Annotated in this window: 22 protein-coding genes; 13 read left to right on the top strand and 9 right to left on the bottom strand. The window is 64.8% G+C overall.

The window, feature by feature from the left end; all coding sequences use genetic code 11:
- Positions 1 to 144: 144 nt before the first annotated feature.
- The 4 genes from SGCZBJ_RS20445 to SGCZBJ_RS20430 form a co-directional block, all read right to left on the bottom strand.
- Positions 145 to 411: a VirB3 family type IV secretion system protein gene (locus SGCZBJ_RS20445; RefSeq protein ID WP_101719766.1), complete on the bottom strand. Its 267-nt coding sequence runs from the start codon at positions 409 to 411 to the stop codon at positions 145 to 147.
- On the bottom strand, positions 411 to 722 hold the full coding sequence (locus SGCZBJ_RS20440; RefSeq protein ID WP_101719783.1) for a TrbC/VirB2 family type IV secretion system protein: 312 nt from the start codon (positions 720 to 722) through the stop codon (positions 411 to 413). The genes SGCZBJ_RS20445 and SGCZBJ_RS20440 overlap by 1 nt, the downstream gene beginning before the upstream one ends.
- A gap of 84 nt (positions 723 to 806) precedes the next feature.
- Positions 807 to 1,715, bottom strand: a complete 909-nt coding sequence (gene trbB, locus SGCZBJ_RS20435) for a P-type conjugative transfer ATPase TrbB (RefSeq protein ID WP_101719765.1) — start codon at positions 1,713 to 1,715, stop codon at positions 807 to 809.
- A 296-nt stretch (positions 1,716 to 2,011) separates the two neighbouring features.
- On the bottom strand, positions 2,012 to 2,698 hold the full coding sequence (locus SGCZBJ_RS20430; RefSeq protein WP_101719782.1) for a GntR family transcriptional regulator: 687 nt from the start codon (positions 2,696 to 2,698) through the stop codon (positions 2,012 to 2,014).
- Between the two features lie 129 nt (positions 2,699 to 2,827).
- Between SGCZBJ_RS20430 and SGCZBJ_RS20425 the strand changes: the two genes are divergently transcribed.
- From SGCZBJ_RS20425 to SGCZBJ_RS20415, 3 genes are all read left to right on the top strand, one after another.
- Positions 2,828 to 3,892, top strand: a complete 1,065-nt coding sequence (locus tag SGCZBJ_RS20425) for an aromatic ring-hydroxylating oxygenase subunit alpha (RefSeq protein ID WP_101719764.1) — start codon at positions 2,828 to 2,830, stop codon at positions 3,890 to 3,892.
- Between the two features lie 369 nt (positions 3,893 to 4,261).
- Positions 4,262 to 5,470 carry a GGDEF domain-containing protein gene (locus tag SGCZBJ_RS20420; protein WP_101719763.1) on the top strand — a complete coding sequence of 403 codons (1,209 nt, stop codon included), beginning with the start codon at positions 4,262 to 4,264 and terminating at the stop codon, positions 5,468 to 5,470.
- Positions 5,471 to 5,689: 219 nt separating this feature from the next.
- A complete protein-coding gene (locus SGCZBJ_RS20415) occupies positions 5,690 to 7,243 on the top strand; it encodes a hypothetical protein (protein WP_101719762.1) in 1,554 nt (517 codons plus the stop codon).
- 236 nt (positions 7,244 to 7,479) lie between these two features.
- Here SGCZBJ_RS20415 and SGCZBJ_RS20410 read toward each other — a convergent pair whose 3' ends face one another.
- On the bottom strand, positions 7,480 to 8,370 hold the full coding sequence (locus tag SGCZBJ_RS20410) for an HNH endonuclease (protein WP_101719761.1): 891 nt from the start codon (positions 8,368 to 8,370) through the stop codon (positions 7,480 to 7,482).
- Positions 8,371 to 8,462: 92 nt separating this feature from the next.
- On the bottom strand, positions 8,463 to 10,271 hold the full coding sequence (locus SGCZBJ_RS20405) for an AAA family ATPase (protein WP_205685435.1): 1,809 nt from the start codon (positions 10,269 to 10,271) through the stop codon (positions 8,463 to 8,465).
- A gap of 581 nt (positions 10,272 to 10,852) precedes the next feature.
- Here SGCZBJ_RS20405 and SGCZBJ_RS20400 point away from each other — a divergent pair.
- Complete coding sequence (locus SGCZBJ_RS20400; protein ID WP_101719759.1) at positions 10,853 to 12,427, top strand: ATP-binding protein; 1,575 nt, start codon at positions 10,853 to 10,855, stop codon at positions 12,425 to 12,427.
- 206 nt (positions 12,428 to 12,633) lie between these two features.
- Here the strand turns inward: SGCZBJ_RS20400 and SGCZBJ_RS20395 are convergent, their stop codons facing one another.
- Positions 12,634 to 13,374 carry a hypothetical protein gene (locus SGCZBJ_RS20395; RefSeq protein WP_133149301.1) on the bottom strand — a complete coding sequence of 247 codons (741 nt, stop codon included), beginning with the start codon at positions 13,372 to 13,374 and terminating at the stop codon, positions 12,634 to 12,636.
- Between the two features lie 66 nt (positions 13,375 to 13,440).
- Here SGCZBJ_RS20395 and SGCZBJ_RS20390 point away from each other — a divergent pair, with 66 nt between their 5' ends.
- The 3 genes from SGCZBJ_RS20390 to SGCZBJ_RS20380 are packed head-to-tail and all read left to right on the top strand — an operon-like array spanning position 13,441 to position 16,780.
- Positions 13,441 to 14,649, top strand: coding sequence for a CBASS cGAMP synthase (locus SGCZBJ_RS20390; RefSeq protein ID WP_101719757.1), 1,209 nt, complete (start codon positions 13,441 to 13,443; stop codon positions 14,647 to 14,649).
- The gene (locus SGCZBJ_RS20385) at positions 14,646 to 16,310 is read left to right on the top strand and encodes a ThiF family adenylyltransferase (RefSeq protein WP_101719756.1); all 1,665 of its coding nucleotides are present in this window, start codon (positions 14,646 to 14,648) and stop codon (positions 16,308 to 16,310) included. Before SGCZBJ_RS20390 ends, SGCZBJ_RS20385 begins: the two co-directional genes overlap by 4 nt.
- A complete protein-coding gene (locus SGCZBJ_RS20380) occupies positions 16,307 to 16,780 on the top strand; it encodes a Mov34/MPN/PAD-1 family protein (protein WP_205685434.1) in 474 nt (157 codons plus the stop codon). The genes SGCZBJ_RS20385 and SGCZBJ_RS20380 overlap by 4 nt, the downstream gene beginning before the upstream one ends.
- 151 nt (positions 16,781 to 16,931) lie before the next feature.
- Here the strand turns inward: SGCZBJ_RS20380 and SGCZBJ_RS20375 are convergent, their stop codons facing one another.
- Both SGCZBJ_RS20375 and SGCZBJ_RS26240 read right to left on the bottom strand, forming a co-directional pair.
- Complete coding sequence (locus SGCZBJ_RS20375; protein WP_133149300.1) at positions 16,932 to 17,396, bottom strand: hypothetical protein; 465 nt, start codon at positions 17,394 to 17,396, stop codon at positions 16,932 to 16,934.
- Positions 17,397 to 17,517: 121 nt separating this feature from the next.
- A complete protein-coding gene (locus tag SGCZBJ_RS26240) occupies positions 17,518 to 18,084 on the bottom strand; it encodes a ParB/Srx family N-terminal domain-containing protein (RefSeq protein WP_240621591.1) in 567 nt (188 codons plus the stop codon).
- 216 nt (positions 18,085 to 18,300) lie between these two features.
- On the opposite strand from SGCZBJ_RS26240, the gene SGCZBJ_RS20365 reads away from it, so the two are divergent.
- The 6 genes from SGCZBJ_RS20365 (at position 18,301) to SGCZBJ_RS20345 (ending at position 24,890) form a co-directional block, all read left to right on the top strand.
- The gene (locus tag SGCZBJ_RS20365; RefSeq protein WP_205685432.1) at positions 18,301 to 18,780 is read left to right on the top strand and encodes a hypothetical protein; all 480 of its coding nucleotides are present in this window, start codon (positions 18,301 to 18,303) and stop codon (positions 18,778 to 18,780) included.
- 191 nt (positions 18,781 to 18,971) lie between these two features.
- A complete protein-coding gene (locus SGCZBJ_RS25770) occupies positions 18,972 to 19,118 on the top strand; it encodes a hypothetical protein (protein ID WP_165799395.1) in 147 nt (48 codons plus the stop codon).
- A 63-nt stretch (positions 19,119 to 19,181) separates the two neighbouring features.
- Positions 19,182 to 19,457, top strand: a complete 276-nt coding sequence (locus SGCZBJ_RS20360; protein WP_101719753.1) for an HU family DNA-binding protein — start codon at positions 19,182 to 19,184, stop codon at positions 19,455 to 19,457.
- A gap of 182 nt (positions 19,458 to 19,639) precedes the next feature.
- Positions 19,640 to 23,650 (top strand): NACHT domain-containing protein, encoded by a 4,011-nt coding sequence (locus SGCZBJ_RS20355; protein ID WP_101719752.1) that lies wholly within the window; start codon positions 19,640 to 19,642, stop codon positions 23,648 to 23,650.
- Positions 23,651 to 23,841: 191 nt separating this feature from the next.
- A complete protein-coding gene (locus SGCZBJ_RS20350; RefSeq protein WP_101719751.1) occupies positions 23,842 to 24,135 on the top strand; it encodes a hypothetical protein in 294 nt (97 codons plus the stop codon).
- Between the two features lie 107 nt (positions 24,136 to 24,242).
- Positions 24,243 to 24,890 (top strand): DsbA family oxidoreductase, encoded by a 648-nt coding sequence (locus tag SGCZBJ_RS20345; RefSeq protein WP_101719750.1) that lies wholly within the window; start codon positions 24,243 to 24,245, stop codon positions 24,888 to 24,890.
- Positions 24,891 to 24,928 lie beyond the last annotated feature (38 nt).

Raw genomic sequence — 24,928 nt, 5'->3', positions numbered from 1 at the left:
CAGGTCCGGCCCGCGGAACTCAGCGGTGCGCTGGAACGAGCCGTCCTTGTTCAAAACCACGCCCGGCGCGATCAGGGCGGCCCAGGGCAGGAAGTCGGCCAGACGCGCCGGTCGGCGGCGATATTCGCGAAGATCGAGCACGGCTCAGACCTCCAGATAGGCCGGCAGCCGGACATGCCGGCGGCCGACGTCGAAGATCTGCGGGTCGCGGCGCGCGGCCCAGACCGCCAGGCCGTGCCCGACCAGCCAGACCGCAAGCCCGACGATCCACAGCCGCAGGCCCACCCCCAAGGCCGCGGCCAGGGTGCCGTTGACCAAGGCGATCGCGCGCGGGGCGCCGGCCAGCAGCATCGGCTCGCAAAGCGCTCGGTGAACCGGCGCGGCGAACCCGTGTCCACGATCGCCGGCCATCAGACCAGCGCCCCGCCGCCGAAGCTGAAGAACGACAGGAAGAACGAGCTGGCGGCGAAGGCGATCGACAGCCCGAAGACGATCTGGATCAGCTTGCGCGAGCCGCCGGAGGTCTCGCCGAAGGCCAGGGTCAGGCCCGTGACGATGATGATGATCACCGCGATGATCTTGGCGACGGGACCTTCGATTGACTCCAAGATCCGCTGCAGCGGCTCTTCCCAGGGCATGGAGGAGCCGGCGGCCTTGGCCGAGGAAGCGACCAGAAGGGCGGCGATGGTCAGGGGCGGAACGCCCCCGCGGCAGTCGAGCATGGAGCCGGCGAGCAGGCGTGCACGCAGGCGCGAGGGTTCTCGCGTGAACATCTTCAAAAACTCCGGGGGTTTAGGGGCGGGATCTCAGGCGGGGCTGAGCTGGTAGGCGCCGTCGGGCGCGAGCCCATCCAGGCGCGCGAGGTCCGAGAGGCGGCGCTGTCGGCCCCGCCCCTGCAGGACCGCGATCAGGTCGATGGTTTCGGCGATCAGGCCGCGGGGCACGACGACCACCGCCTCCTGGATCAATTGCTCCAGGCGCAGCAGCGCGCCCAGCGCCGAGCCCGCGTGCAGGGTCCCCACCCCGCCCGGATGGCCCGTGCCCCAAGCCTTGATCAGGTCCAGAGCCTCAGCGCCGCGCACCTCGCCGATGATGATCCGGTCGGGACGCAGGCGCAGAGACGAGCGCACCAGGTCCGAGAGGCTAGCCAGCCCCTCGCGAGTGCGCAGGGCTACCTGGTTCTCCGCGGCGCACTGCAGCTCGCGCAGGTCCTCGGCGATGATCACCCGGTCGCCTGACGCGGCGACCTCGGCCAGCAGGGCGTTGACCAGGGTGGTCTTGCCACTGGAGGTCGGACCCACGACCAGGATGTTGGCGCGGATGGCCACCGCGTCGCGCAGCACCCTGCCCTGCTCCTGGCTCATCACGCCGGCGCGGACATAGTCGGCCAGGGTGAAGACCAGGCTGGCGGGCTTGCGAATGGAGAAGGTCGGGGCGGCAACCAGCGGCGGCAGTAGCCCCTCGATACGCTCGCCGGTTCCCGGCAGCTCGGCCGACAGTCGCGGCCGGCCGGCGTGGATTTCGGCCTCGACGTGATGGGCGACCAGGCGAAGGATCCGCTCGGCGTCCGCCGGCCCGATCGACAGGTCCGCATCGACCAGGCCCGCGTCGAACCGGTCGACCCAGACCCGACCGTCGGGATTGAGCATGACCTCGGCCACGCCCGGATCCTCCAGCCGCGCCAGCAGCAAAGGACCCAAGGCGGTGCGCAGCATCTGGCGGCTGCGCTCACGTCCGGTCTCGGTTTCGGAAAGGTCCACGGCGGGTCCCCGTTGCTTACGGGGATGAGTAAGAAGACCCGGCTGGGGCCGATCTCAACAGCCAAATCGGCAGATCGCACTGTGGCGTACAAAGACAGGAAAACGGCGAAACGACCGCGCTCGACACCTGTCCTCTAGAGGTGGCGCGCCTTCGACGCCGTTGCTTCTCGGCCGCGGCGTCGAACCCCAACGACGACGAGATCGCTGACGCGTTCGCAGCGAAGCGACGCCAAGAACCTCAGATCAAAGCGCTAAGGCTCGACGAACACCTTGGCGTTGCGGATGGCCGCCAGAGCGTGATCACGCATCACCCGTTCGGCCGCCACCGCATCGCCGGCCAGCAGCGCCTCCAAGACCTCGTGGTGCTGAGCGTGAGCGGCCCGCAGATGCAGGAGTTCGCCTCGCGGATCGCTCAGGTCGAGGGCCAAGGCGTCGGCGCTAGCGAACGGCAGGCCGTTGTTGCGAGCCAGGGCGCTCACAATGGCTGAATTGCCTGCAGCCTCCACCAGCGTTGCGTGGAAAGTCAGGTTGAGTGCGTGATAAGCTTCGATCGCCGCTTCATCGAGAGCATCGCGATCCAAAAGTGCGTCGCCGTCTTGCAGGCAACGGCGGAGCGTTGCGGCGTGTTCGGGCGACAAACCCCGGATGGCCGCGTGGGATGCAGCCAGGCCTTCCAAAACGCCCCGCACCTCGATCGCTCCGCGAATGTCAATCTCCGAGGGTCCGCGCGCGGCATATCCTCGCGCGCCCAGCTTCACCACTAGACCTTCCTGCTCAAGCGCTCTCAGGGCCATGCGAACCGGCATTCGCGACACACCGAGGGCTTCCGCAGTGGCGATTTCCGCGATCCGCTCGCCGCGCTTCAGCTCGCCGGAGGCGATCATCTTGCGCAGCGATACGATCACCCATTGGCCGGGCTTCATCTTGGGCATGTCCATCATCGATCAGACTAGCTGTCCGCGCCCACGCAGCAAGAACAATGGATCCAATCACTTGACACCGATCCTTGCCACGCCCCTATTGGATCCAATACGGGCGACGCAGATCGCCGCCGGGAGGAAGCGAGCATGGGTCCACAGGAAGCGCCGCGGACGACCTGGCCGAAAAACGCTTGGTATGTGGCCTGTACGCCTGACGAGATCGGGCAAAAGCCTTTGGGCCGGCAAATCTGCTTCGAGCGCATGGTCTTCCATCGCGGCCGGTCCAACCAGGTTGTGGCCCTGGAGGATTTCTGCCCGCACAGAGGCGCGCCGCTGTCTCTGGGCTTCGTGCGCGACGGCGAGCTGGTCTGCGGCTACCACGGCCTGAGCATGGGCTGCGACGGCCGTGCGACCTCCATGCCCGGACAGCGGGTGACGAGCTTCCCGACCATCCGCGCCTTCCCCGTGCTGGAGCGCTACGGTTTCATCTGGGTCTGGCCCGGAGAGGCCGATCAAGCCGACCCCGCCAAGCTGCATCACCTGCCTTGGGCCGAAAGCCCCGGCTGGGCCTATGGCGGCGGGCTCTATCACATCGCCTGTGACTACCGGCTGATGGTCGACAACCTGATGGACCTCACGCACGAGACCTATGTCCACGCCTCCAGCATCGGCCAGAAGGAAATCGACGAGGCGCCGGTGAACACCCGCGTCGAGGCCGACCAGGTGGTCACCAGCCGGTTCATGGAGAAAATCGCCGCGCCGCCCTTCTGGCGCATGGCCCTGCGCGGCGCGGGCCTTCCCGAGGACGCGATCGTCGACCGCTGGCAGATCTGCCGCTTCTCGACGCCCAGCCACGTGATGATCGAGGTCGGCGTGGCGCTGGAAGGCCTTGGCGGCTACGACGCGCCGGCTGACCGGAAGGCCTCCAGCATCGTGGTCGACTTCATCACGCCCGAGACCGAAACCACGCACTGGTACTTCTGGGGCATGGCCCGCAACTTCGCGGTCGAAGACACGGCCCTGACCGACACCATCCGCCAGGGCCAGGCCAAGATCTTCGGCGAGGACCTGGAGATGCTGGAGCGCCAGCAGGACAACCTGCTGCGCCATCCCGACCGCCGCCTTTTGAGGCTGAATATCGACGCCGGCGGCGTGCGCTCTCGCATGATGATCGAGCAGGCGATCGCGGCCGAACTGGCCGCCGCGACCTGAGGCGTGTACTGCGCAGCTCTCGCGACTTCGCGCATGAGATCGTGGCCGGCTTGGTCCGGCTTGACCTTCGTAATGGAGGAGCGGGGCCGCGCTCGTCGCAACCATCACGTTCCAAACAGCTGAGCTGCGCCTGAAGTGGGCTACCTGCCCGTCGGCGGCCGGCCTGACCGACCGATCCAGCGAAAAGCGGTTCTCCTCGGGCCAGAGCTCGCGCCAGTCGGCCGCCTCGGCCGGCGCCTCGAACAGGGCCCGCGCCCGGCGATTAGCGTGCTCGACCGTCGCGCCCAACGGTCGCGGTCGATCCACGGTTAAGTATCCAGCAAGGGGTTTGGCGCCACCGACACGGCTTCACCTTGACCAGGACCGGGCATGCAAAACGGCGTCACCGAACGGACCATTCTTGCGCCGCTTGCGCTGATCCTCGTCGCAGCCATCCTGACGGTCCCTCTGGCCCTGTTGCTGGCCAGCCGCGAAGTCGATCAGATGGCCGATGCGCGGCTGGGCGCGATGGTCGGGGAAATGTTCTCCAGTCACTTGGACGACGTCACCGACGATCTCGCGCGGGAACTACTGGCCAAGGCCGACGCCCATGGCGGAGCGGTCCAGCCGGAGATACCGCCCTCGTTCGCGACCCTGGCGCGGCGGCTCGCCGACGCGCCCGCCATCGACGCCTATCAGGGAGAGCTGCAATGGTACGGTGGCGCACCCGTGGTCGCCGTCGTCGTGCGCCATCCCGCCAGCGGCAAAATCCTGATCGGCGCCGCCCCCCTCGACCGTGAAAGCCTCAAGGCCAGCTTCGCCGACCGCCTAGGCCTCGACGATTTTCGGCTCGAACGCATCCGGCGCCGCGATGACGGGCGCACCCATGCCGAAGTCGTCTGGCAGGACAGGCGAGACGGCGCCACGATCAGCTGGGTGAAGGAGCACGCGGGCAAGTCCCTGCTCCGCCGGCTGGCGCCCTTGATCGGCGGCCTGGTGGTCGTCATCACGCTGGGCGGCGCGCTCCTGATCGGACGCGCGCGACGCCTGGCCCATAGGGTGGTCGATGCTCGGGCCCAGGCCGAGCATCTGGCCCTGCATGATCCGCTGACGGGTTTGGCCAACCGCGCGCTGTTCCTTCAGAACCTGAACCTGGCGCTTGCCCGTAATGGTAGGGGACTTGGCGCGGTCGGCGTCTTCATGGTCGATCTGGATCGCTTCAAGGCGGTCAACGACACCCTGGGTCACCAGGCCGGCGACGACCTGATCGTGGAGACGTCCAGGCGGCTCAGCGCGAACTGCCGGGCGTCCGACACGGTAGCGCGCTTCGGCGGCGATGAGTTCGCCATCCTCGCCTCCGCCCCCTCTGAGGCGGGACTGCATCAGTTGGCCGAGCGCCTGGTGGGCGCCCTGCAGGACGAGGTGCAGGTGCGCGGCGGGACGGCGCGACTGTCCGGGTCCGTCGGCCTGGCTAGCCTTGGCGAGACGCCGCTGGCAGCCGACGAGCTTTTGCGTCGCGCCGATCTTGCTCTCTATCAGGCCAAACACTCTGGCCGGGCCAGGCACAGCGCCTACGCCACACAGAAGTCAGAGGCCTGACGACGGTTAGGCCGACAACCAGACCTGACGACCAACGAGTCCGCTTCTCCGACGTGTTCGCGCCAGAAGCGGAACATCGGACCTCTCCAGACTCCGGACCTTCAGCACCCCGTCCGCCCCCTTCCGTGGCGGCGCAAAGCTGAGCGGACCTTTGTTGCGGCCATGCAGAGAAATCTTCTAAAGCTCTACCCAAGCGTCGCTCGATAAGGACCCACACACGTGACGGTGGCTATCAACGGCACAGCTTTGATCCGCCATGCCGCGACGCAGGTCGATTATCGCATCGAGGCCGAGGAGCTCGATTGGGACCAGGTCGGTGGCGATGAGGAGCAGATGGGCCCGCGGCTCCAGTTCGCCGCAGAAATCGACCATCCTGATCTGGGCTTGCTGTCGTGGGAGGCATGGGAATATCCGGTCGGCATCTTGGACGACATCGACCAGAACATCGGCCCTCACCAGCTGATCGAGAACTTCGATTTTTCCATCGAGTTCGAACCCGACGAGCCCGACTCGGAAGACGAAGATTCATCCCTCACGGCAGAGGAGCGAAAATCGCAGATCGACGCGATGGTTGAGTGGTTCCACGCGAACTTCGAGGATCCCGCCAACCGGTTGCCCTACGTCAGCGCCGAAGGCGGCTATCAATGGGTCAATGGTGGTCCCTTCGATGCGCGCGAGGAGGTCGAAAGCAATTTCCCCGACGCCCCGCAGGGTTTGATCGAGGCCGCGGTCGATGAAATCCAAAGCGACGGGCTGTTCGATTGGGCGTCAAAGGACTTCAGCGACTTCGACGATGGCGACCTAGACGACGCGACCCAAGCGCCAGACTTCGATGACGACGACGAGGAAGACGTCAGCGTCGAGAGTCTGATGGAGGCCGTGGCGGCCCAATTAGCCGGCGGCCAGGGCGACGGTTCAGTTCCGAAATTCGGCCGAGACGAGCTTGGGCGTCTGGATTTCCAAGGCTGGCCTGAGCCAGCGGATCTCCGGCCGCCATCTCCTCTACTCGCGCCGCTTCGAGAGGCCGCCCAACGGCTGGTGCAATCGCTCGCGGGCACCAACGCCCACAGCAACCTGCTTCGGGCTGCTCAGAACTACGAGGAAGTCTTGAGGGGCGACACACCATCCATCGGTGGTGCCTATGCCCGTGGCGTAATGCTTGAGAACGCCTACCGGCATTCCCGCGATCTGATCGAACGTGAAGAATTGCCGCCTCTGCCGAACGACGCCCCGCTCGCAGCTGATGATCTGATTGCCCTCCACGGCGCCTTCGTGATGAACAACCCAGACGGCCAAGCCCTCGTCGAAGGGGCTGCGGCCTACCAGATGCCGGAGCGGACAATCGAAGCCTTTGAGCGGGCAGCCACGCGCTTCGCGACCGAAATTCAGCAGGCGACGGCACTCTTTTCTCCGGCGACTCAGACGCTGGTTGCCGACGCCGTTCAGTCGGTGGGTACGGGACCGCATTCTGCTCGCTCTCGCCAGGTCGCCGGGCTGGTCATAGGTGGGCTTGCCATCGGCATTGGCCATGTTTTGGGCGAGGCCGGCATGTCTATTCTGGTGGATGGCTTTAAGGCCAGCGCATTGGGAGCCGGTGCAGTTCAGGCGGCTGCTGCCGGCTACAACACACTCTTCAACTTCGTGGCGGCGCATCTGCACGACATCAACACGATCATTGCCGCAACGGGCACAGATGCGGGTTGGCTCTCCCCCCTATCCCGGCTGATCCAAAAGCTCAGGCGTCAGGCCAACGAGGCAGCCTGGGGCGGATAGCAGGATTTGGTCCGCCGTTTTGCAAGGCCGTTCGCTTGACGCGAAACGCGCCAACAGTGGACCTTTGCGCGCTCGCGGAAAGCAGACCTTCAAGCCGCCAGCCGACACAGACGCGCGTCAACAGTTGGACAACACCGAATGGTTAGATCGACCGACATGCAGATTCCGGATTCTGCTCGATGCCGACGCTGTCACGCCAGAAGAGGTGAGGCCCGTTGGCGAGGACGGTCAATGCTCTACGCTTGAGCTCGCTCTCGGAAATCCCGCAGATAGGCACGCGCCATCGCCGAGTATGGGGCACCGTCTGCGGCCGTGGCTGTCATCTCGGTGAGGATCCGGCCTTGGAGGAGCCGCAGCCCCCCTGCGGCCACTCCGACAATCGGATGCGCCTGAGTGATCTGCGGCTGATCGATGCTCTGCGCGATGTCTCCGAGATCGCGCAGGAGCTCCTCAAGGAAACGCAACCGCCGGATGATGCCCGCGCGTTCCTGAACAAGCCGTAGGCGGTTCAGCCCGTAGACTTGGATGGAGACCGCGCCTCGGGCGCTAAGGCCCGCGTTTCTCGCTCTCTGTGCGACCACGTCTAGAGCGGGCGAGATGGCAGGTAGGGCCTCAGGCATGCCATCGATCGCTCGAGGATAGACCAGCCCAATGCCGCTATCGTCCGCGAAATGGAAATGGATGTGCTGGTCGGGATCATCCCGGGTTGGATCCAGTAGGAGGGCGAGCTCGCCATCAAAGGCTGAGACCTCGGGGTGAGCGCGCTGTCCCGCGACAGGAAACGCGGACTGCTTTCCAGACGACATCTCAGCGAAAAGGACCCGAAGGTCGGAAACTAAATACGGGGCCTTCTGCTTCCGCCGCCGATTGCAATCCAGGCAGCTCGGAAGAAGGTTTTCCCAATCCATCGCCACCCACCAATAGCCAGGGTGCGTATCGTCCCCGTCCACCTTGGCCTTCGGCCGATAGTGCTCGACATCCACCGGTGCCTGCGCCGCATAGAGACTTTCGCAATAGGCGCATTTGCCGTGGAAGAGCACCTCGAGACGCTGCTTCACATCCGCGTTCTTGTAGGCAGCGAACGAGAAAGCTTCCCGCTTGGCGTTGGGCGCAAGCGGCGCGCTCATGTGAGCGCGCACACGTTCAAGCTCGGTCAGACCACTCGAGTTTCGACGCGATAGCGACGCAGGCGGAGGAGTCGCGCCCCGGCTGACAAACCTCATCGCTCATACCCATCCAAAGCTTGAACGATCAGGCGCTTCGTTTCGTCCTCGAGCGCACGTCTATTCGCCCCTGCGGCTTGTCTGTGCTCGCGCAGGTACTGGCCCAGCGCGTCGGCGACGAGCTGTTGGACCTTGGTCGAACCCAGTGGCAGAGAGGTCATGACCTCGGCCTCGAACGCGCGGAGCGATTTGGCCTCCTCATCACTCAGCTGCGCGCCCGCCTTCCGCAGCGCCAGAATGCTCGCGAGCTGCGCCGTACGCTGCTCCGCTTCAAGGGAGTCAGTGGTGAACATGTCGAAGAAGTCCGACGTGAGCAGCTGCTCGACTGTCAGGTTCTCGACATTCGGCAGATCCACATCACTTTGAACGAAAGTCGGGGCGCGGCCGTCCACCGACAGGCCTACCGACTTGGGCAGTCGGCGAAGCACAACGACTTCCTGATCGTGCATGCCACGGAGACAGAGCGGATCGTGAGTGGTGATGATGAAAGTCGCCGACGGCAGCAGGGTCCTAAGAGCGGGAACGATCCTCATCTTCCATCTCGGGTGAAGGTGCGCCTCGATCTCGTCGATGAGGATGACGGGGGCGGCTTCCGAGAGGGGGCGAAGAGGCTGATGTCCGGAGCCCATCACACCCTGTAGGAAATCACAGACCATTGCGATGACCGACCGGAAGCCAGAAGAGGCAACGCTGAAGGGCGTTCGCGTCCGGGTGCCGCCGGGCTCGACCTCCGTCACGATCAGGCAGCGGCGGTTCTCTTCGTCCTTCTCGATCGCTTCAAGCTTGGCGTCTATTCCAAAGATCGTCTGAAGACTCCTTGCGACGAGCGCAAAGCGGACATCGTCGAGCTTCAACAGCCACTCTTCGGGGTTTCTGAGGATCAGGTCCGAATGGAACAAGGTTTTCACACCGGCCCTGACCGGCGTCCGCGAACTTCGGTCCGAATACTGGCGAAAGGCGCCATAGGCGAAGACGCGAGGGAGACCTCCAGGCCGCTCGAGGTCCGTGAAGTCGTTCGCAATGCCGAGAACGGCCGTCTCACCGCCTTCAAAATGCAGTGTGACCGTCGCCTCCCGAGGTCCCGTGGCAGGGTCGCCTCCCATATAGTCTGGGTCTAGTACAAAACCGTCGGCCGGCCTGCCAATCTGGCGGCGAGCGGCGGGATCCGATAGCGCGAGCGCGACGCCTTCAAGGATCGAGCTCTTGCCTGCGGCATTTTCGCCGAGCACCAGAAGAGCCGCGGCCTCGCCCTCCGGACGACCGAGATCGGGCCGAGGCGGAATCGCAGAGGGCACATTTAAGGTGAGGTCCTCGAGGGCCTTAAAATCATGGAACTGTACCGCGACCAGCTTTCGCGCTCTGTCGACCCTGGACGATCGTACTTGTGTGCGCGTTCGGCGGGGGATTGGACGCCGGACGTCACCCAGAGCGCGTTCGAAAGCCGCGCGACCTAAGGGCGTGCTCAACACCTGACCGATCGTACTGCGCAGCTGCTGACGTCCATCAGGGAGATTCCGATCCAGCCGCTCGCCGGTTCGCTTCACCACACGCCTAAGCAAGGCATACCAGCCACCGCCGAACTCCATGTCGCGGAAGTCATAGGCGACCTTCGTTTCGCCGCCGCTTCGCAGGATCATCTCGGCGTATTGTTCGAACATCTCCCCACGCGCAGCGACGAGATCGTCACGATCGAGACGAAAGACGTCGATTGTCGTCGCGGACGCCTTGGACTGCCCGTGCAAACCGCCAGACAGGTCAAACGAGAGTTTGCTGACCTGTTGGCGGGATGCGCATGGATCAATCACCAGCGATCCGTCTCTATGCGGCCACCGCCAAACCCCAGTGTTCTCGCTCGCGAATGACTCAAACAACTCGTGCGTAGGCAACGGCCCGCGACGGTCGTTCCGCACCGGGAAAAGCCTTCCCGCGGCCTGCCGGCAGCCGGGGCAGATCGGGTAAACGTTTCCCCAATCAGTTCCCAGCCAGCAGTAGTAGAGGTGAGCTTCGGACGACTGAGCGAGCGGCATCGCCTCCGAGATCGGGCGGAGACGGTGCAAACCTAGTGATGCCTTAGATTCACAGAAAGCGCATTTAGCTCGGAAGAGGCTTGATGTTGCTCGGAGGACATCTTCCTCCAAAGGCAAGTCTTGACGTGGCGGAAACTGTTGCGAGCGCTGCGTCGAAGGAGACGACATGAACTCGGCAAGTGCTTTGCGCATCTCCTGAGCTTTGGCACTCCGAAAGATCGTTGGGACGGCGACGCCGCTCCTGTCAAAGAACTGCAAAGCCCCCTCCCCAAACCGTCCGATGCAATGCTGACGATCACATAGAAACCGAATCGCAATCTAGAATAGATTAGATTGTCGCCTACTCGGGGGAGAAGCCGATGAAAATCGACGCCGGGAACGTCAACGCCGTTCCCTCGAAGCGCCTATTTCTTTCTATCATCGCTGACTACGATCTCAATCGGTCGATCTGCGAACTGATCGACAATGGTCTCGACGTGTGGACCCGAGCCGGCAGGCGGCAGCCGATTGTGATCGACGTCCACCTTGACCCGGACGAGCAATCCATTTGCGTCGAGGATGACGCTGGGGGCCTTCCACGAGAGGACTTGGGCGTGATCGTCGGACCAGGTCAGTCTGGCTCGGTCGCAACGGCGCACGAGACGATCGGGATCTTCGGCGTCGGGACCAAGCGAGCCGTTGTCGCCTTGGCGAAGCAGATCGTCATCACGACCCGGTATCAGCACGCCGAGACCTTCCAAATCGGTTTCGACGAGTCGTGGCTGAACGACGAGGACTGGGTGTTGAAGGTGCATCAGGTCGACGATCTGCCCGTCGGGACCACTAGGGTTGAGCTCTATCAACTGCGCCTACTGCTCGACGACGACAACATCAAAATGCTGAGGCACCACCTCTCCGCAACTTACGCAAACTTCCTCACCAATCCCGCCGTTACGATCCGCCTTAACACCGTTCCCTTAGAGCCACGCTTTTTCGACAATTGGGCCTACCCGCCGGAAGGTAGTCCGCAACGCTGGTCTGGGCCGATGCGAACGCCCAGCGGCAAGCTCTTGCGGGTGGACGTGATCGCCGGCCTGAGCAAGGAGTCCAGCCCGGCGTCAGGCGACTACGGTGTCTACTTCTATTGCAACAACCGGCTCGTCGCTCCTGCGATGAAGTCGTTTGAAGTCGGCTTCACCCGCGGCCAGGCGGGCCTACCACACCCCAAGGTCTCGCTGACGAAAGTCATCGTGTCTCTGAATGGGGATGCGGACGAGATGCCTTGGAATAGTAGCAAATCCGACGTCAGCACGAAGCACCATGTATTCACGGCGCTCCACGATTGGCTGGTCACGGTCGTGAAGCACTACGCCACGCTTTCCAGGACGTGGGAGGGCCAATGGCCCGATAAGGTGTTCATCTACGATGACGGCGACATCACCTTCAACAAGGTCGACGACTTTCTAACAGCCAAGAGGGCCGTTCTCCCGAACCTTCCGGTCGTTCGGCCTCGCCTCCCCGTCCGCATCACCAAAGCGAACTCAGGCGTCGCCCAGGCCAAGCCCTATGTGGTGGGCCTGTACGAAGGGGTCGTGGCGGCCCGAACCTTGGTGAAACAGGATCTCAGCCAACGCAACTGGCTGGCGTTCAACCTCCTGGATGTGTCGCTCACCGGCGCGCTCAAGGAGTACCTCGTCAACGACGCTGGCGCCGAGCTCAGTAGCTTGGATCTGGCGCAGTTGATCAACCGCGACAGGACCGTATCGGCGGATCTGCGCGCGCGCGTTCCCCTCCCGGATCCGCTTTGGACCAAAGTTGAGCAGATCGGACGTCTGCGCCACGACCTGACGTTCGGTCGCGCCGCGCCGAAGATTTCGGATGAGCAGTTGGCTGCAGCCGATGCCATTGTTTCGGAAGTTCTAGCTAGGCTCTTCGACGTGAAGCTGACCGCCTAACCAACGCATCACCGACCTTAACCTAGCTCGGCACTTCTGCCGCCCATAGGCGCCAATTGCTGACGTTGGCGCGCCTCCAGGAACGCGACGTTCCGTGAGGGTGCGTCATGCATTCGGCCCGCAGTTTCGGACCGTGCTCTCAAGCTTTCCATGCCCGAGTAGAAGTTGGGATGCTCCTAGTTCTCGAGCTGCTATTCGCCTGGAAACTACGGAGCAAGACTGCGGGTTTTGCCGGGCAGAAGTCCGAACGTCGCCGCCCTCCAGAAGCGCTGCTCGACGCGTTTCATCCGGATAACGCCGGCCGTGTTGAGTCCACGCGCCCAAGCCCGGTTGTTCCAGGTGGGCCCCTCCAGCGCGTAACCGCCTTTTTCGTCCATCAGGATGGAGAGGCTGGCGGCGCCGTCGAAACAGGTCACGTCCCCGGGCCTGGGCTCGAGTACCCGCCCCTCGAAAATGTAGTGAAGCGTCGCCCGCTGCCCGTCGGCGGCGGGCTTCAACTCGGCGATCTTCAACGACGAGGTTTGATACCGGGTCCCCTGGCTTTCGAGTTCGAGGCTGATCTTGAAGAAAGACGTCTCGATCGTAGCCGTCACCGAATGGGTCGCTAGAGGCGGCAGCGTTGCATAGACGGCATCGACATCGACAGGAGGGCCACCGGACTGTTTGGCCGCGTCCTTCAGCGCCTGGACGACCGACCAGTTAGACAGGACCTCGCCCGTCCACACACCGTCGAGCGGCGGCGCGCGACGCCGAAACCAGGGCATCAGCCAGAGAAAGCGCCAGAGGGGCGAGGCCACGAACACCGTCGCCGCCAACGACGTCCAGCTCACGCCTTTGAGCACGGCCTGACCGGCCGCCACGCCGAAGGCCAGCTGGGCGGCGATCAGACCCGCGCATAGGGTCAACACCGCCATCAACCATGTCTTCCAGCCCAGCACAGAATGCACGGTCAACCTCTTGCAAACGAAGTCGCATACCCCAGATATGGGAAGAAGGCCGATCGGGGCAACTAGATGCGGTACAACGCGCACAAGCTTTTCTACCGGCCGGGCACGTTGCCCTGCTTGCGTCATGAGCTGACGATCACCGAGGATCAACGCCAAAAGTTGCTCGGCGTTCGCCGCAAGGCGCGCGCGGCGCTGCGGGCGGGTCTCAAGCGCGCCGGCGAATATCTGACCCAGGCCGAGTACAGCCTCTTGCGCGCCGCTCCGGGCCGGGCCGCGGTCAATCCATCGCAGCTCAGCTTCAATCCGAAGTTCCGGACCCAGGGGTCTTGGGCATACGACACCCTGAACCGCCCGGCCAAGCGCAGCCAGCAGCTGGATCTGGACGACGGGATGTACATCCCGATGTCGATCGTCGGTATCAACCCTTCCATCGCTTCGGGGGTGCTCTTCCTGATCAGCGAGCGCATCCTCGCCCAGCTCTGCCAGGCCGAAGGTTGGACGCTCGACACCAGCAAGAGCATCTGCATTCGGATCGAGGTCGACGCCGAGTGCCACCTCGACGTCAACATCTACGCGATCCCCGACCAGAAGATGGTCCTACTCGAAAAGGCCTTCGCCGAGGCAGCCTCCAACCGCGCCATGGACAGCGCCACGCTCGTCAACGGTCCGCGCGACCTGCGCCTGGACCCCACTGAAATCTACGTGGCCCACAGGAAGAAGGGCTGGGAGCAGTCTGATCCACTGGAGCTGGAAGACTGGTTCCTGAAGGCCGCGGGCCGTCATTCCAGCTGGACCGACCTGAAGCGCATCACCCGTTACCTGAAAGCCTGGCGTGACGAGCGCTGGGACGCCTGCGCGCTCAGCTCCATTGCGCTGATGGTCTGCGCGGTAGAGGCCCTGGACGAGGCCAACAACCCGCCCGTTGCTGGTCGTGACGACGATGGCCTGCTCGTGGTCGTTCGCGCGCTCGCCGAGAAGATCGGCGCCGACATTGAAAACCCGGTCGTTACGGGACGGATGCTCAACGACCACTGGACGGCCGCCGAGAAGGGTCACTTCCAACTGAGCGCCCGGTCTTTCCGCGAGGAACTGGACACGGCCTTGAACAACGAGGCCAGCTCGGGCGGCGTCGTGGGCCGCATCATCAAGCTCTTCGGGCCGCGCGTCCCTAACGACTCGTCCCTGGTCGCGCCACTGGCGACGATCGCGGCCGTACGCTCGACCGCATCGCAGCCCGCCCCCTCCCCGCGGGTCGGCTCGCAGACCTCGGGGTGAGCGAACTGGAAAATCGCGCCTGGTCGTCGATCGACCAGGCGCTGAAGTCCCGCGGCTTTCGCTTCGCGGCGACGCGGGGCGGGCAGACTTCCTATCGAGGCCGTTTGTCGTCGGGCAAGACCGTCGTGCCGATCAGGATCGCGATCGACGATCCGTTGATGATGCCGCCGCCGCAGGTCTTTATCGAAGACGAGGCGATAAGGGGCCGTATCCGGGCCCACGTGAACGAGGACGACAGTTTCTGCTACGCGGAGGCCCAGGTCGAAGAATACGACCTCTATAACGGCGGCGGCGCAATCCTGCGCGTCCTGGAATCGGTCAAGACGACGCTGGACCAGGTTCTTCACGGCTCCACGACCGACGACCTGCAACGCGAGTTCATCGCTTACTGGAAGCCTGAAACCTTCCTGCATTCCGACCTACCGTCCGGCTTCCAGGGGCCGGCCGTATCGGTCGATTGGGTCAGGGACGAACGGCACGGCAAGCTCGTCACCACCGTCGACCGCGCCAAGCGATGGCAGCAGCCGAAATCCAAGACCGGCAGCGCCTTCGTGATCCGCGTAGATCGACCGCTGAACACCGTCATGGCCGGGGGGCCAGGTAAAAGCCTGGCTTCGCTCCGCGCCTGGCTAGGAAGTTTTGTCGATGACCTGGGCGCGCTGAACACGGCGCTCTCGTCCGACGTCATCGACGGCGGGACCCTTGTCGTCGTCGCGCCGAACGGGTCGGTCGGCGCAACCTTCTGCTGGCCCGAGGTCGCGAAGATAGCGTTTAAAAAGGCCCCCCTCGTCCGCCGCATGCGGGCGATCGCTCGAGGTGAAGCCGGTATGGTCCTGGAAAGATCCGTCACCGACAGCCTGGCGCTGCCGGACCTGGTGAATGCGCGGCTCGCCGAGCCGTCGGCGCTGCTGGGCAAGTCGATCGCCGTGGTGGGTGCCGGCGCGATCGGATCGAGGGTCTGCCTGGAGCTTGCGCGCTGCGGCGCCGGAGCCGAATCGTCGCCGCTCCTGATCGTCGACCCGGACCTCTATCAGGCGGTGAACTTTCCGCGCCATGTCCTGCCCATATCAGCGGTGCGGACCAGCAAGGCCCAGGCCATGGCCGATGAGGTCCGCCGACTTCATCCGGCCTTGACCGTCGAGTTCGCGCCGCTCGATGTGTTCAAGATCCTGCAGCGCGTGGCGCGATACGACCTGGTCATCGACGCGACCGGCTCCAACCCCGTGGGGCTGCGGCTGAACGCCGAGGCTTTCGAGGCCCGGCGGCAGGGCAATACGTTCCCGCCCATCCTGCACGCCTCGATTCACGGCAACGGCCTGGCGGTGCAGACCGTGCTGGTGACGCCGACGGCACATGCGTGCCTGAAATGCCTGCGTCCAGAGCATGGAGAGTTCAAAGCAAACCCCCTGAAGCCGGGCGTCCAGACGCAGTTCACCTCGGCGGCCTGCGGCGACGGCGCCCATGTCACCTACGCGGCTACCGCGCCGGCCTTGGCCGCGGCGCTGGTCGTTCAGGCAGTGTTGGAGTGGGCCGACGATCCCGCCGCGCCGGGACCTAGGGTCCGGTCTCGGGTTCTCGATCCGGAGCGGGCCAACGCACCGAAGGACCGCAGCTGGGGCCAGGACGCCCAATGCCCCGCCTGCGGCTTGCGCCCGGAATGAACCAGGATGTCGTCGGGGTGCTCGTCGATCGGGCCGCGCTTGCCAAGGTCCGGGGGCTAGCGGGCCGCTCCCGGTTCGAGATGGAAACCGGTGGCGTCTTAGTGGGCTGTCGGCGCGGCGGCTATCTGCATGTGACGGACGCCTCGGCTCCGCAGGCGAGCGACCGCGCCTCGCCATTCAGATTCTGGCGATCTCCGCAGGGACACCAGGCTTTTGCCGAAGCGGCCTGGCGAAAGTCGCGCGGCCACGTTAGCTATATCGGCGAGTGGCATTCACACCCCGAGGACGAGCCTTCGCCCTCCTCGATCGATCGTCAATCCTGGGCGACGACCTTCGCGTCCCATCAGCGACCGCTCGTCTTTGTCATCGTTGGTCGCCAAGGGCTTTGGCTGTCGGTGCAATCGTCCTCGGCTTCGGCCAAGGCGCTGATCGTTCGAGAAGACGACGGTACCGGCCAGCTGTTTAGCTGATCGAGCTGGCGACGAGAGCGAGTTTTAGAGCTCGCGGAGGCCGGGGCCCCCTGCCAATTGCCGCCATTGGCGCTCCGCCAGGAACGCGACGTTCCGTGGAGATGCGTCACCGACGAGCTACGCACTGGCGGATACAGCAGCTCGATGGCACCTATGCCCCCCTAAGGGCGGCGGGCGTAGCGACAGGACGATTGCTCAGGTAGGTGTCCCACTGCGCTTGCAGACGCTTCTGCCGAAGCTTGTAGAGGAACGGGAGGGTCATCGGGGCGGCTTCGACAGCGGCGTTGTAGTCCACCATCAGGATGAGGATGTCGCCAATTGGTGCCTGACCCGCCTGGGCGGCGTTCAGCCTCAGTCTGATGTTGCAGATTGACCTTGCGGCAGACCGGTGGCCGGCGAGTGCGCCGAAAACGTCCGACGAAAGGAAGAAAGCTAGAAGCGAGAGGACTACGCGCGCGAGGGAAACCCGCATCTCGGTGTTGTCGCTAGGCATGAGTAGCAACCATCCAACAGCGGCGCCGGCGGCGATGAGCCCCAGGAAAACGGCCATGACGGCCCCGCTCGCTTCCTGCAGCTTCTCGGTCCAGAAGGCCGACTCTTCCAGCATCTCCGCCATTCGCCCGCTTCCGGGCGGGGCTTGCGTTGCCCAGTAGCTCGTCCCAGCCTGCTTCGAGGCCTCAGTTTCCGCAACGCTAAACGACTGGAAAATTTGGAATAGCTGCGCCGGAGACGGACGGTCAGTGAACGCCTCCAGGATCATGCTGACCCGGCGCGCCTGATCGCCATCCTCCTTGTAGCGCCGGTGCTTGCCCGCGACGTAAAGCCACGCAACCAGCAGAACCGCCCCCACGACCGCGAGGTAGAGTTGAAGCGTCCCGTCGTTCGAAAATACCGACGCGGCGGCGGTCGCGGAGATGAGGAATTGCGAAATGAGGACCCAGATCCGATAGGACTGAGACCACGCACCGGACGGGCGCGCCCCTGGCCAGGGCCTTGCGCTTGGCCAGCAGGCGCAGGGCCTGACGGCGGCCTTCACCGGCGCTGACGAGATAGTAGCCGGTTTCCTTGCCGTCCTTGACCTCGGGCTCGACGACGAGCGGTTGGAGAACGCCCTTGTAGGTGATCGAGGCCGCGCGCGAGGCGATCACCTCGGCGCTATGGCCCACGCGCCGGACGTTCTTGGGCGAGGCCTTGAGGCGATTGAGCGGAATATCCCGGACCTCGCCGTACTGGACGACGATGCGGGCGGGACCTGCGGCCTTGCCGCTGCTGGAGGCGGTGGCGGGGGTCTCTGAGGTGGTCATTGAAGCCTCCTTGGGCTGTCAGGGTTCGAGCGCAAAAGGCGCGCTCGAACCCGGCGCCCGTCGGCGAGACCCAGGTGTGCAAGCGGAGGGGCGGCTTCGCGGGGACCCGGCTGCAGGGCCCGAAGGGACCGAAGCTGGGCGGAAGCCGATCCGAAGCGCGCCGAGGGCGGAGCCCTAAGTCCCGCGGCCGCGGCAGCGGCGCAAAAGAGCCCTCCGGTGGGCCTGTGGACCGGCCCGGCCGAAGGCCGGCACGAGCGTCCCGACCCGGACCGGGCCTTCGCAGAGATGGTCCCTCGCCTGTCGCCGGCCGGCCGCGCCTTCCCTCGGGCCCTGGCCGGCGGCATGGTGCGACGAGCGATTCAAGGACGCCCGCCCATGGCCAAAAAGCCCAGCACAAGCGACGGCGAATGGCTCAGCGCCTTGGCCCTGGCCCTGGTCGAGACCGGCTTTCGCAATTCGCGTCTGGAGGAACTACACGCCGGCGTCTCGCCCGACACGGCCGTGGGCGACTACAGCGACGTCAAGGTGGTCACGCCTTATGGCGAGATCGCCTGGTCGCGGGTCTCGCGGCTGGACGACGAGGAAATGAAGGCGCTGATGATCGAGGTGGTCGATCGCGTCTACACGATGCTGACCCACCCCGAGCCGTTCATGCGGCTGGCGGGGGGCCCCGCGCTGGAACAGGCCGCAGCTTGATCCAGCCATGATGGACGTCGTGGCGCGGTGGGAGGCTCGCCAAGCCGGACTACCCGAAGACGAGATCTTGACGACCTGGCCGCGCGACGAGGCCAAGCGCTTGCCGCCGATCCGAGCAGCGGGCCGCCGCCTACCTGGTCGAGCTCGAGCAACCCTATGAGCCGTATGCGTTCGAAGCCACGCCCGAGGCGATGCGCAAGCTTGCCGAGGCGCCGATCGCCGACCCGGCCTGGATCGCCAAGGCGCGCTATGCCCTGCGATCGGGTGCTGCGGAGTGGGAGCGCGCCCAGATGGAAACACTCGATGCTTGGGAGGAGACTGCCTACGGCCAGGACTGAGGTGACAAGGGCGCGCGGGCGACGCAGGGTCCGCGTTTCGATTCCCCCACTCAAGGATTTCCCATGAACACCGCCGACATCGCCGAAGCCCTGGCCGCCGACGACAAGATCACCAAGACCCAGGCCAAGTCCCTGGTCGACGGCGTCTTCAAGGCGATCGCCGAGGCCGCCACCAAGGGCGAGGAAGTCTCGATCCCCGGCTTTGGCAAGTTCAAGATCCAGGACAAGCCGGCCCGCACCGGCCGCAATCCGGCCACCGGCGCGGCCGTCGAGATCGCCGCTAGCAAGAAGGTCGCCTTCACGCCGGCCAAGCAGCTGAAGGACGCCGTCAACGGCTGACGGCCAGGCGTCGGGGCTGGCCGTCGCAGAGATGGTCCCTCGGCGCCCCACCGACCACGGGCGCTGTGACCTGAGCCGCATCGTGCGTTGCTCAAGGCCTCTAGCCCCGACTAAGGCGAAGGTTGAAAGTTGGCGTTCGAATCCCGTCGCGCGCATCCAACTTCCAGCCGTCACGCCCTGTCATGTCGTATATCCCCAGATCTCTGAGCTACGTCGAGAACAGCGAAACCCTTTGGGTCGATGACCACGCGCTCGTCGGCCTGAGCCCGCCCCTGGTGATCCTTGGTGAGCCGGGGATGGGAAAGTCGGATCTGATGGCCCAACTGGCGCTGCGCGCCGGCTATCGAGGCGTCACGGCCAGACAACTCGTCAGGTCGGGGATCCGTGGTTCCATCGGTGACGACGTCCTTGTCATCGATGGCTTGGACGAGGTCGGCGCGAGCCAGGACGCGGAGGCCATCGAACGAGTGCTCCAAGCGCTGGCCAAGCTTGGTTTTCCTCAATTCGTGCTGGCATGCCGCGCCGCTGATTGGCGGGGCGCCGTCGCGCGTGGGGACATCGCCGCAGAGTATCAACGTGCGCCAATCGAACTCCATCTCAAGCCCTTCACGCGCGCGAAAGCAGCCAGCTTTCTTGCCGACAAGATGGCGGACGATCGCGCCCAGGCGGCGTTGACGCACCTGGAAACCAAGGGACTGGCCGACCTCTACGGCAATCCCCTGACCTTGATGTTGCTCAGCCGCGTTGCCGCCCGGGACGGCCGGTTGCCTGAGAACCAGGCCGATCTGCTGACCAAGGCTTGTGAGATCCTGCGCAGTGAGCAGCAACGGCAGGACACGGGCTTGGCCCGCCTAGATGCCGATAGCGCCCTGGATGCGGCCGGTGCGGCCTGCGCGGCGCTGCTCCTGGCCGACGCCGAAGCCGTTTCTTTAGTGGCATCGGGCGCAGTGCTCGAAGGCGACATCCACGAAGGCGAGATTGCGACCCTGCCCGGCGGGGCGGAGGTTCGAACGGTTCTTGGCAGCGCCCTCTTCCGCGCGGCCGCTGGCGATCGGCGCTTCATGCCGATCCACCGCGCCGTCGCCGAGTGGCTCGCCGCTCGGTGGTTGGGCAGGACGCTGCCTGCCAACAACGACGGACGGCTGACCGCTTTGTTGACGGCCGCCGGCGGCGTGCCTGCGAGCCTTCGCGGCCTCCACGCCTGGCTGCCCTACTTTCGTCCTAGCCTTGCCGCGCGGGCGATCGCCGCCGATCCCTACGGTCTGGTACGCTATGGCGCGGTCGACAGCCTGTCCCTGGAGCAGGCCCGGCATTTGCTAGCCGCCTTGGAGCGCCTTGCTGCGCATGATCCCTTGTTTCGTTCAGGCGATTTTGCCCGACAAGCCGCCAACGGTTTGGCGTGCATCGAGCTCCGGTCAGATTTCGAACGTATCCTGTCCGACAACAATGCCGGCTATCACCTGCGTAGCCTTCTCCTGGAGGGGCTGACGGATGGCCCGCTGAACGAGGCCCTGGCGCCTTGCCTGATCCACATCTTGCGCGACACTTCAGGCGTTCACGTGTTTCGCGAGCGGGACGCGGCGCTTCAGGCTTTGCTGCAGGTCAAGGAGACCGTCATCGACTGGCCGCAAACAGCGGCCTTCCTCGCCGCTCTACCCAATGAGGACGACAGGCGCCTGGCGGTGGAATTGATTGCCGACGTTGGGCCGACACGGTTCGACGCCGAGCTCATAGCACGCTGCATTCTTTCGTATTTGCGCCTTGGCCCGGACCCAGCCGGTCAAAAGGCGCACGTGAATATGGGGTCGCTCGACATGCTGACCCCGCACCTTTCCCCTCAAGACGCCGCCGCCGTTCTAGACGCCCTGTGCCGACAATTTCGCCGTCCCCAAGACACCGATTGGGAGGCCAGCTTCGAGCTTTCCCACTTCGTGTCCGGGCTGATGGCGCGCGCCATCGACAGGGGTGACAACGACCCGGCCAGGGTCCTGAGTTGGCTTCGGTCCTTCGCGCCGGACGAGGAGTATTCCTCCGGCGCCGCCGATCAATTTCCAGCCGTCCTTCAACAGCGACCAGCCTTGCGCCGGGCGATCCAACGGCACGCTTTGCTGGTCGAGCGCGATCACGGCTCTCTTTGGGATAGGCGCTGGCGGATGGTCGCTCTTTGCTCCGCCTTGGCCTTGAACCAGAGCGATCTCGTTGAGCTCTTCGACGCCGTCATGCGCCTATCGCCTCAAGACCCCGAGGTCGCCGACCTCTGGCGCGGCCTTGTGGATGAGGCCCGCGGTCAGACAGGGTTGTCCCCGTCGATTATCGCCGCCGCCGAACCCTTTGCCGAAGGCTCACCAGAGCTGGAGCTCTATCTTGCGCAAAGTATCCCCGCGCGCGTCGCCACCGATTGGGAGATCAAGGCCGCAGCCAGACTCGAAAACGCCAACGCCAAGCGCGAACGCAAATGGGCCGAACAGCGCGCCGTCTACGGGCTTCACCAAGCTGAAGTCGAGGCCGGAGAGCTCAGGGGTGTCCTAGGCCCGGCCAAGGTCTATCTCGGTACTGACCACAGCCTGAAGTCAGAGCCGACGGGGCGCAGACGCCTAACCCGATGGCTAGGCCCTGATCTTACTGCAAGCGCCTTGCGCGGCTTCGAAGCGGTCCTTCACCGGCCTGACCTGCGAACACCTGCCGACATTTCGACGACCTTTGCGGAAAGCAAGGTCCCCTCTGTGATCTATCCGCTCCTGGCCGCTCTCGCCGAGCGCCTCGACGACGGCCGAGGCATTGACGATATCGCCGACGATACGCTGATGTCGGCGCGCATCGCGCTTTTCAACACGCCCCTCTGGGACACGCCGATGTTGAAACCCTTGGGCGATGCGCTCGACGCCCATCTCTGGGCGGATCCGGGTTTGGAGGAAGCCTTCTGGCGTCTTCTCATCGAGCCCGAGCTCGAAGCGCGTCGCTCGCCCGTTCGAGGATTGAACGTGCTCATGCGCGCAAAGCGTTCCACAGAGCTGGCTTGCGACCTGGCCAAACAATGGCTGGCGACATACCCCTCGATGAGCCATGACGCGCTTGAACTTCTCGTCGATCGGCTAATTACGGCTAGCCTGGTCGATGAACTTGTCGTCCTCGCCAAGACCAAGGCGCAAACGGCCATCACCAGTGATGGTGAATTCGACCTATGGCGCGCGGTGCTTTTCCTGGGCGACTTCGAGAAGTTCGTAGACGACCCGACCGTCAGTGAACCGACTGCGACGCTCCTCTGGGCCGTGCTTACGCGCCTTCGCGCTCGTGATTGGCGTGATCGTCCCACGGTTCGGCTTTCGGCCGATCAAACCGCTTGGCTGGTGCGAAGCTACCGCCGCGATTTTCCCAGGAAAGAACCGCCGGCGGACGGATGGATCGGCAACCACAGCGGCTGGGAGGCCCATCAGCAGCTCTATGGCTTGATCGACCGCCTCGCATCGGATCCAGCCCCGCGAGCTACCGAGTTGCTCGATGAACTTTGTGAGAGTCCTCGCGACGACTACAGCGACTACCTGCGGGCGGCAGCCGCTGCTCAGGCTCGCACCCGGATCGAAGCCACCTATCAGCCTGTGCCGCTCGAAGCCTTGCGTGGGCTCTTGCGGGACGAGCCGCCAAGGACGACGGGCGAGCTGCGCCAAGTGCTGATGGATGTCTTGGAAAAGGTCCAGGGCCTGGTCCACGGCAGCGACACCGACGACGTATCGACGTTCCACGGACCAAACGGGCCGTTGGGCGAGAATGACTGCCGCAACAGCCTGCTCCGGCTCATGAACGGCCTGCTCCCTTATGGGATAGCTCGGATCCCGGAGCGCGCCATGCCCTTCGGCAAGCGCGCTGACGCAGCATTCGCTTTGCGCGACCTTCAGCTTCCCATGGAGATTAAGGGCCAATGGCATCCTGAGCTTTGGGAAGCGGTTGAGACGCAACTCGGCGCGCGCTACGCGATAGACTGGGCTGCGCAAGGCTGCGGGATTTACCTGGTGCTCTGGTTCGGCGCCGAAGTTCCAGCGCGAAAACGCGTGAAAGCCCCCGCGTCCAGTCCTGCTCCGGCCACACCTCAAGCAATGCGCGAAGCCTTGGCTGCACTCGTACCACCGCGCTACGCAGGCCAGATCGACGTGTTCGTCCTCGATGTCAGCCGCAAGGACCCATCGCTCGGTCACTAGGTTTCCGCGGCCACAGGACCGGGCGTGCGATGGCGGCTGAGAACGCTGGAGGCCCAGCCACACTTGCGCCCGCAGCGACCGAGTCGATCGATCCACTGAAAATTCGCCTTGCCGCCGATGCGATCTCTGGGCGGGAATCGTCCTGCCCAGCATGGTCGTTAACCATCTCGACAGCTGGGAGGAAAACGAGAATGACGACGATGTGGGGCGCGCTGCGCCAAGCGGCGGATCGCCGCCTCTCGGCCGACAGCGATGCAGTCCTGATCGATGGTCAGCGCTTCATCAGCCTGCACCACCGCGATGGCGCATTCCTGCGCGGCAGCGGCCAGTTCGCATTCAGCCGTCGCGCGCCGGACGGAGAGCGAACGATCCTGCACATGGAGCGGGCCAGCGACATCTCCCTGGCCGCGGGTCCTGGCCATCCGGCCTGGAGCGCCGCCCTCAGCGACGGCATGAACGAGTTGCTCGTCCGGCTCGCAGACTGAATGCGTGCCGGCGGCGGGTCTAGCGCTTTCCTGGCGCGGGCGGCCTGGACGATGCAATCGCTATGCGGATCCCCATATCCGCCTTCCCTGCCCCATCGGACCGCGCCATGACCAAGCCCCTGAAGATCGACTTTGTGTCCGACGTCTCCTGCCCCTGGTGCGTGGTCGGGCTGGGCGGCCTGGAGGCGGCGCTGGAGCGGGTCGGCGACCTGGTCGATGCGCAGATCCATTTCCAGCCCTTCGAGCTCAACCCGGACATGCCGCCCGAAGGCGAGAACATCGTCGAGCACGTGGGCCGCAAATACGGCGCCACCCGCGAGCAATCGGCGGCCAATCGCCAAGCGATCCACGACCGGGCCGCCGCCGTCGGCTTCACCATGGCCACCGACGAGAACAGCCGCATCTACAACACCTTCGACGCCCACCGCCTGCTGCATTGGGCGGGCGAGGTCGGCGATCAGACGGCGCTGAAGAAAGCCCTGTTCGAAGCCTATTTCACCGACAATCAGGCCCCGTCCGAGCATGAGACGCTGGTGCGGGCGGCGATGAAGGCAGGCCTTGACCCGCACGCCGCGCTCGAGGTCCTGACCTCCGGTCGCTACGCGCGAGAGGTCCGTGAGGCCGAACGCGCCTGGCAGGCGGCCGGGATCAGCTCGGTGCCGGCCGTGGTCATCAACGACCGCTATCTGATCTCGGGCGGCCAGCCGGCCGAGTATTTCGAGCAGGCCTTACGCCAGATCGCCGGCAAGGCCTGAGCGGCCGCGCCGCCTGACAAGGTCGGATCCGACACGGC

The sequence above is a fragment of the Caulobacter zeae genome (assembly GCF_002858925.1).
Classification (GTDB): Bacteria; Pseudomonadota; Alphaproteobacteria; order Caulobacterales; family Caulobacteraceae; genus Caulobacter; species Caulobacter zeae.
The sequence above is the reverse complement of the archived record's forward strand: the minus strand, read 5'-3'. Positions and strand labels throughout refer to the sequence as shown.

What these genes read in the sequence shown, in the direction of transcription:
- SGCZBJ_RS20440 (WP_101719783.1), bottom strand. Translation starts at nt 722, where the DNA reads ATGCTCGACTGCCGCGGGGGCGTTCCGCCCCTGACCATCGCCGCCCTT.
- SGCZBJ_RS26240 (WP_240621591.1), bottom strand. Translation starts at nt 18,084, where the DNA reads ATGACCACCTCAGAGACCCCCGCCACCGCCTCCAGCAGCGGCAAGGCC.
- SGCZBJ_RS25770 (WP_165799395.1), top strand. Translation starts at nt 18,972, where the DNA reads ATGCGCAAGCTTGCCGAGGCGCCGATCGCCGACCCGGCCTGGATCGCC.
- SGCZBJ_RS20355 (WP_101719752.1), top strand. Translation starts at nt 19,640, where the DNA reads ATGTCGTATATCCCCAGATCTCTGAGCTACGTCGAGAACAGCGAAACC.
- SGCZBJ_RS20360 (WP_101719753.1), top strand. Translation starts at nt 19,182, where the DNA reads ATGAACACCGCCGACATCGCCGAAGCCCTGGCCGCCGACGACAAGATC.
- trbB (WP_101719765.1), bottom strand. Translation starts at nt 1,715, where the DNA reads ATGCTGCGCACCGCCTTGGGTCCTTTGCTGCTGGCGCGGCTGGAGGAT.
- SGCZBJ_RS20420 (WP_101719763.1), top strand. Translation starts at nt 4,262, where the DNA reads ATGCAAAACGGCGTCACCGAACGGACCATTCTTGCGCCGCTTGCGCTG.
- SGCZBJ_RS20410 (WP_101719761.1), bottom strand. Translation starts at nt 8,370, where the DNA reads ATGAGCGCGCCGCTTGCGCCCAACGCCAAGCGGGAAGCTTTCTCGTTC.
- SGCZBJ_RS20445 (WP_101719766.1), bottom strand. Translation starts at nt 411, where the DNA reads ATGGCCGGCGATCGTGGACACGGGTTCGCCGCGCCGGTTCACCGAGCG.
- SGCZBJ_RS20425 (WP_101719764.1), top strand. Translation starts at nt 2,828, where the DNA reads ATGGGTCCACAGGAAGCGCCGCGGACGACCTGGCCGAAAAACGCTTGG.
- SGCZBJ_RS20350 (WP_101719751.1), top strand. Translation starts at nt 23,842, where the DNA reads ATGACGACGATGTGGGGCGCGCTGCGCCAAGCGGCGGATCGCCGCCTC.
- SGCZBJ_RS20400 (WP_101719759.1), top strand. Translation starts at nt 10,853, where the DNA reads ATGAAAATCGACGCCGGGAACGTCAACGCCGTTCCCTCGAAGCGCCTA.
- SGCZBJ_RS20430 (WP_101719782.1), bottom strand. Translation starts at nt 2,698, where the DNA reads ATGGACATGCCCAAGATGAAGCCCGGCCAATGGGTGATCGTATCGCTG.
- SGCZBJ_RS20345 (WP_101719750.1), top strand. Translation starts at nt 24,243, where the DNA reads ATGACCAAGCCCCTGAAGATCGACTTTGTGTCCGACGTCTCCTGCCCC.
- SGCZBJ_RS20375 (WP_133149300.1), bottom strand. Translation starts at nt 17,396, where the DNA reads ATGGCGGAGATGCTGGAAGAGTCGGCCTTCTGGACCGAGAAGCTGCAG.
- SGCZBJ_RS20390 (WP_101719757.1), top strand. Translation starts at nt 13,441, where the DNA reads ATGCGGTACAACGCGCACAAGCTTTTCTACCGGCCGGGCACGTTGCCC.
- SGCZBJ_RS20380 (WP_205685434.1), top strand. Translation starts at nt 16,307, where the DNA reads ATGAACCAGGATGTCGTCGGGGTGCTCGTCGATCGGGCCGCGCTTGCC.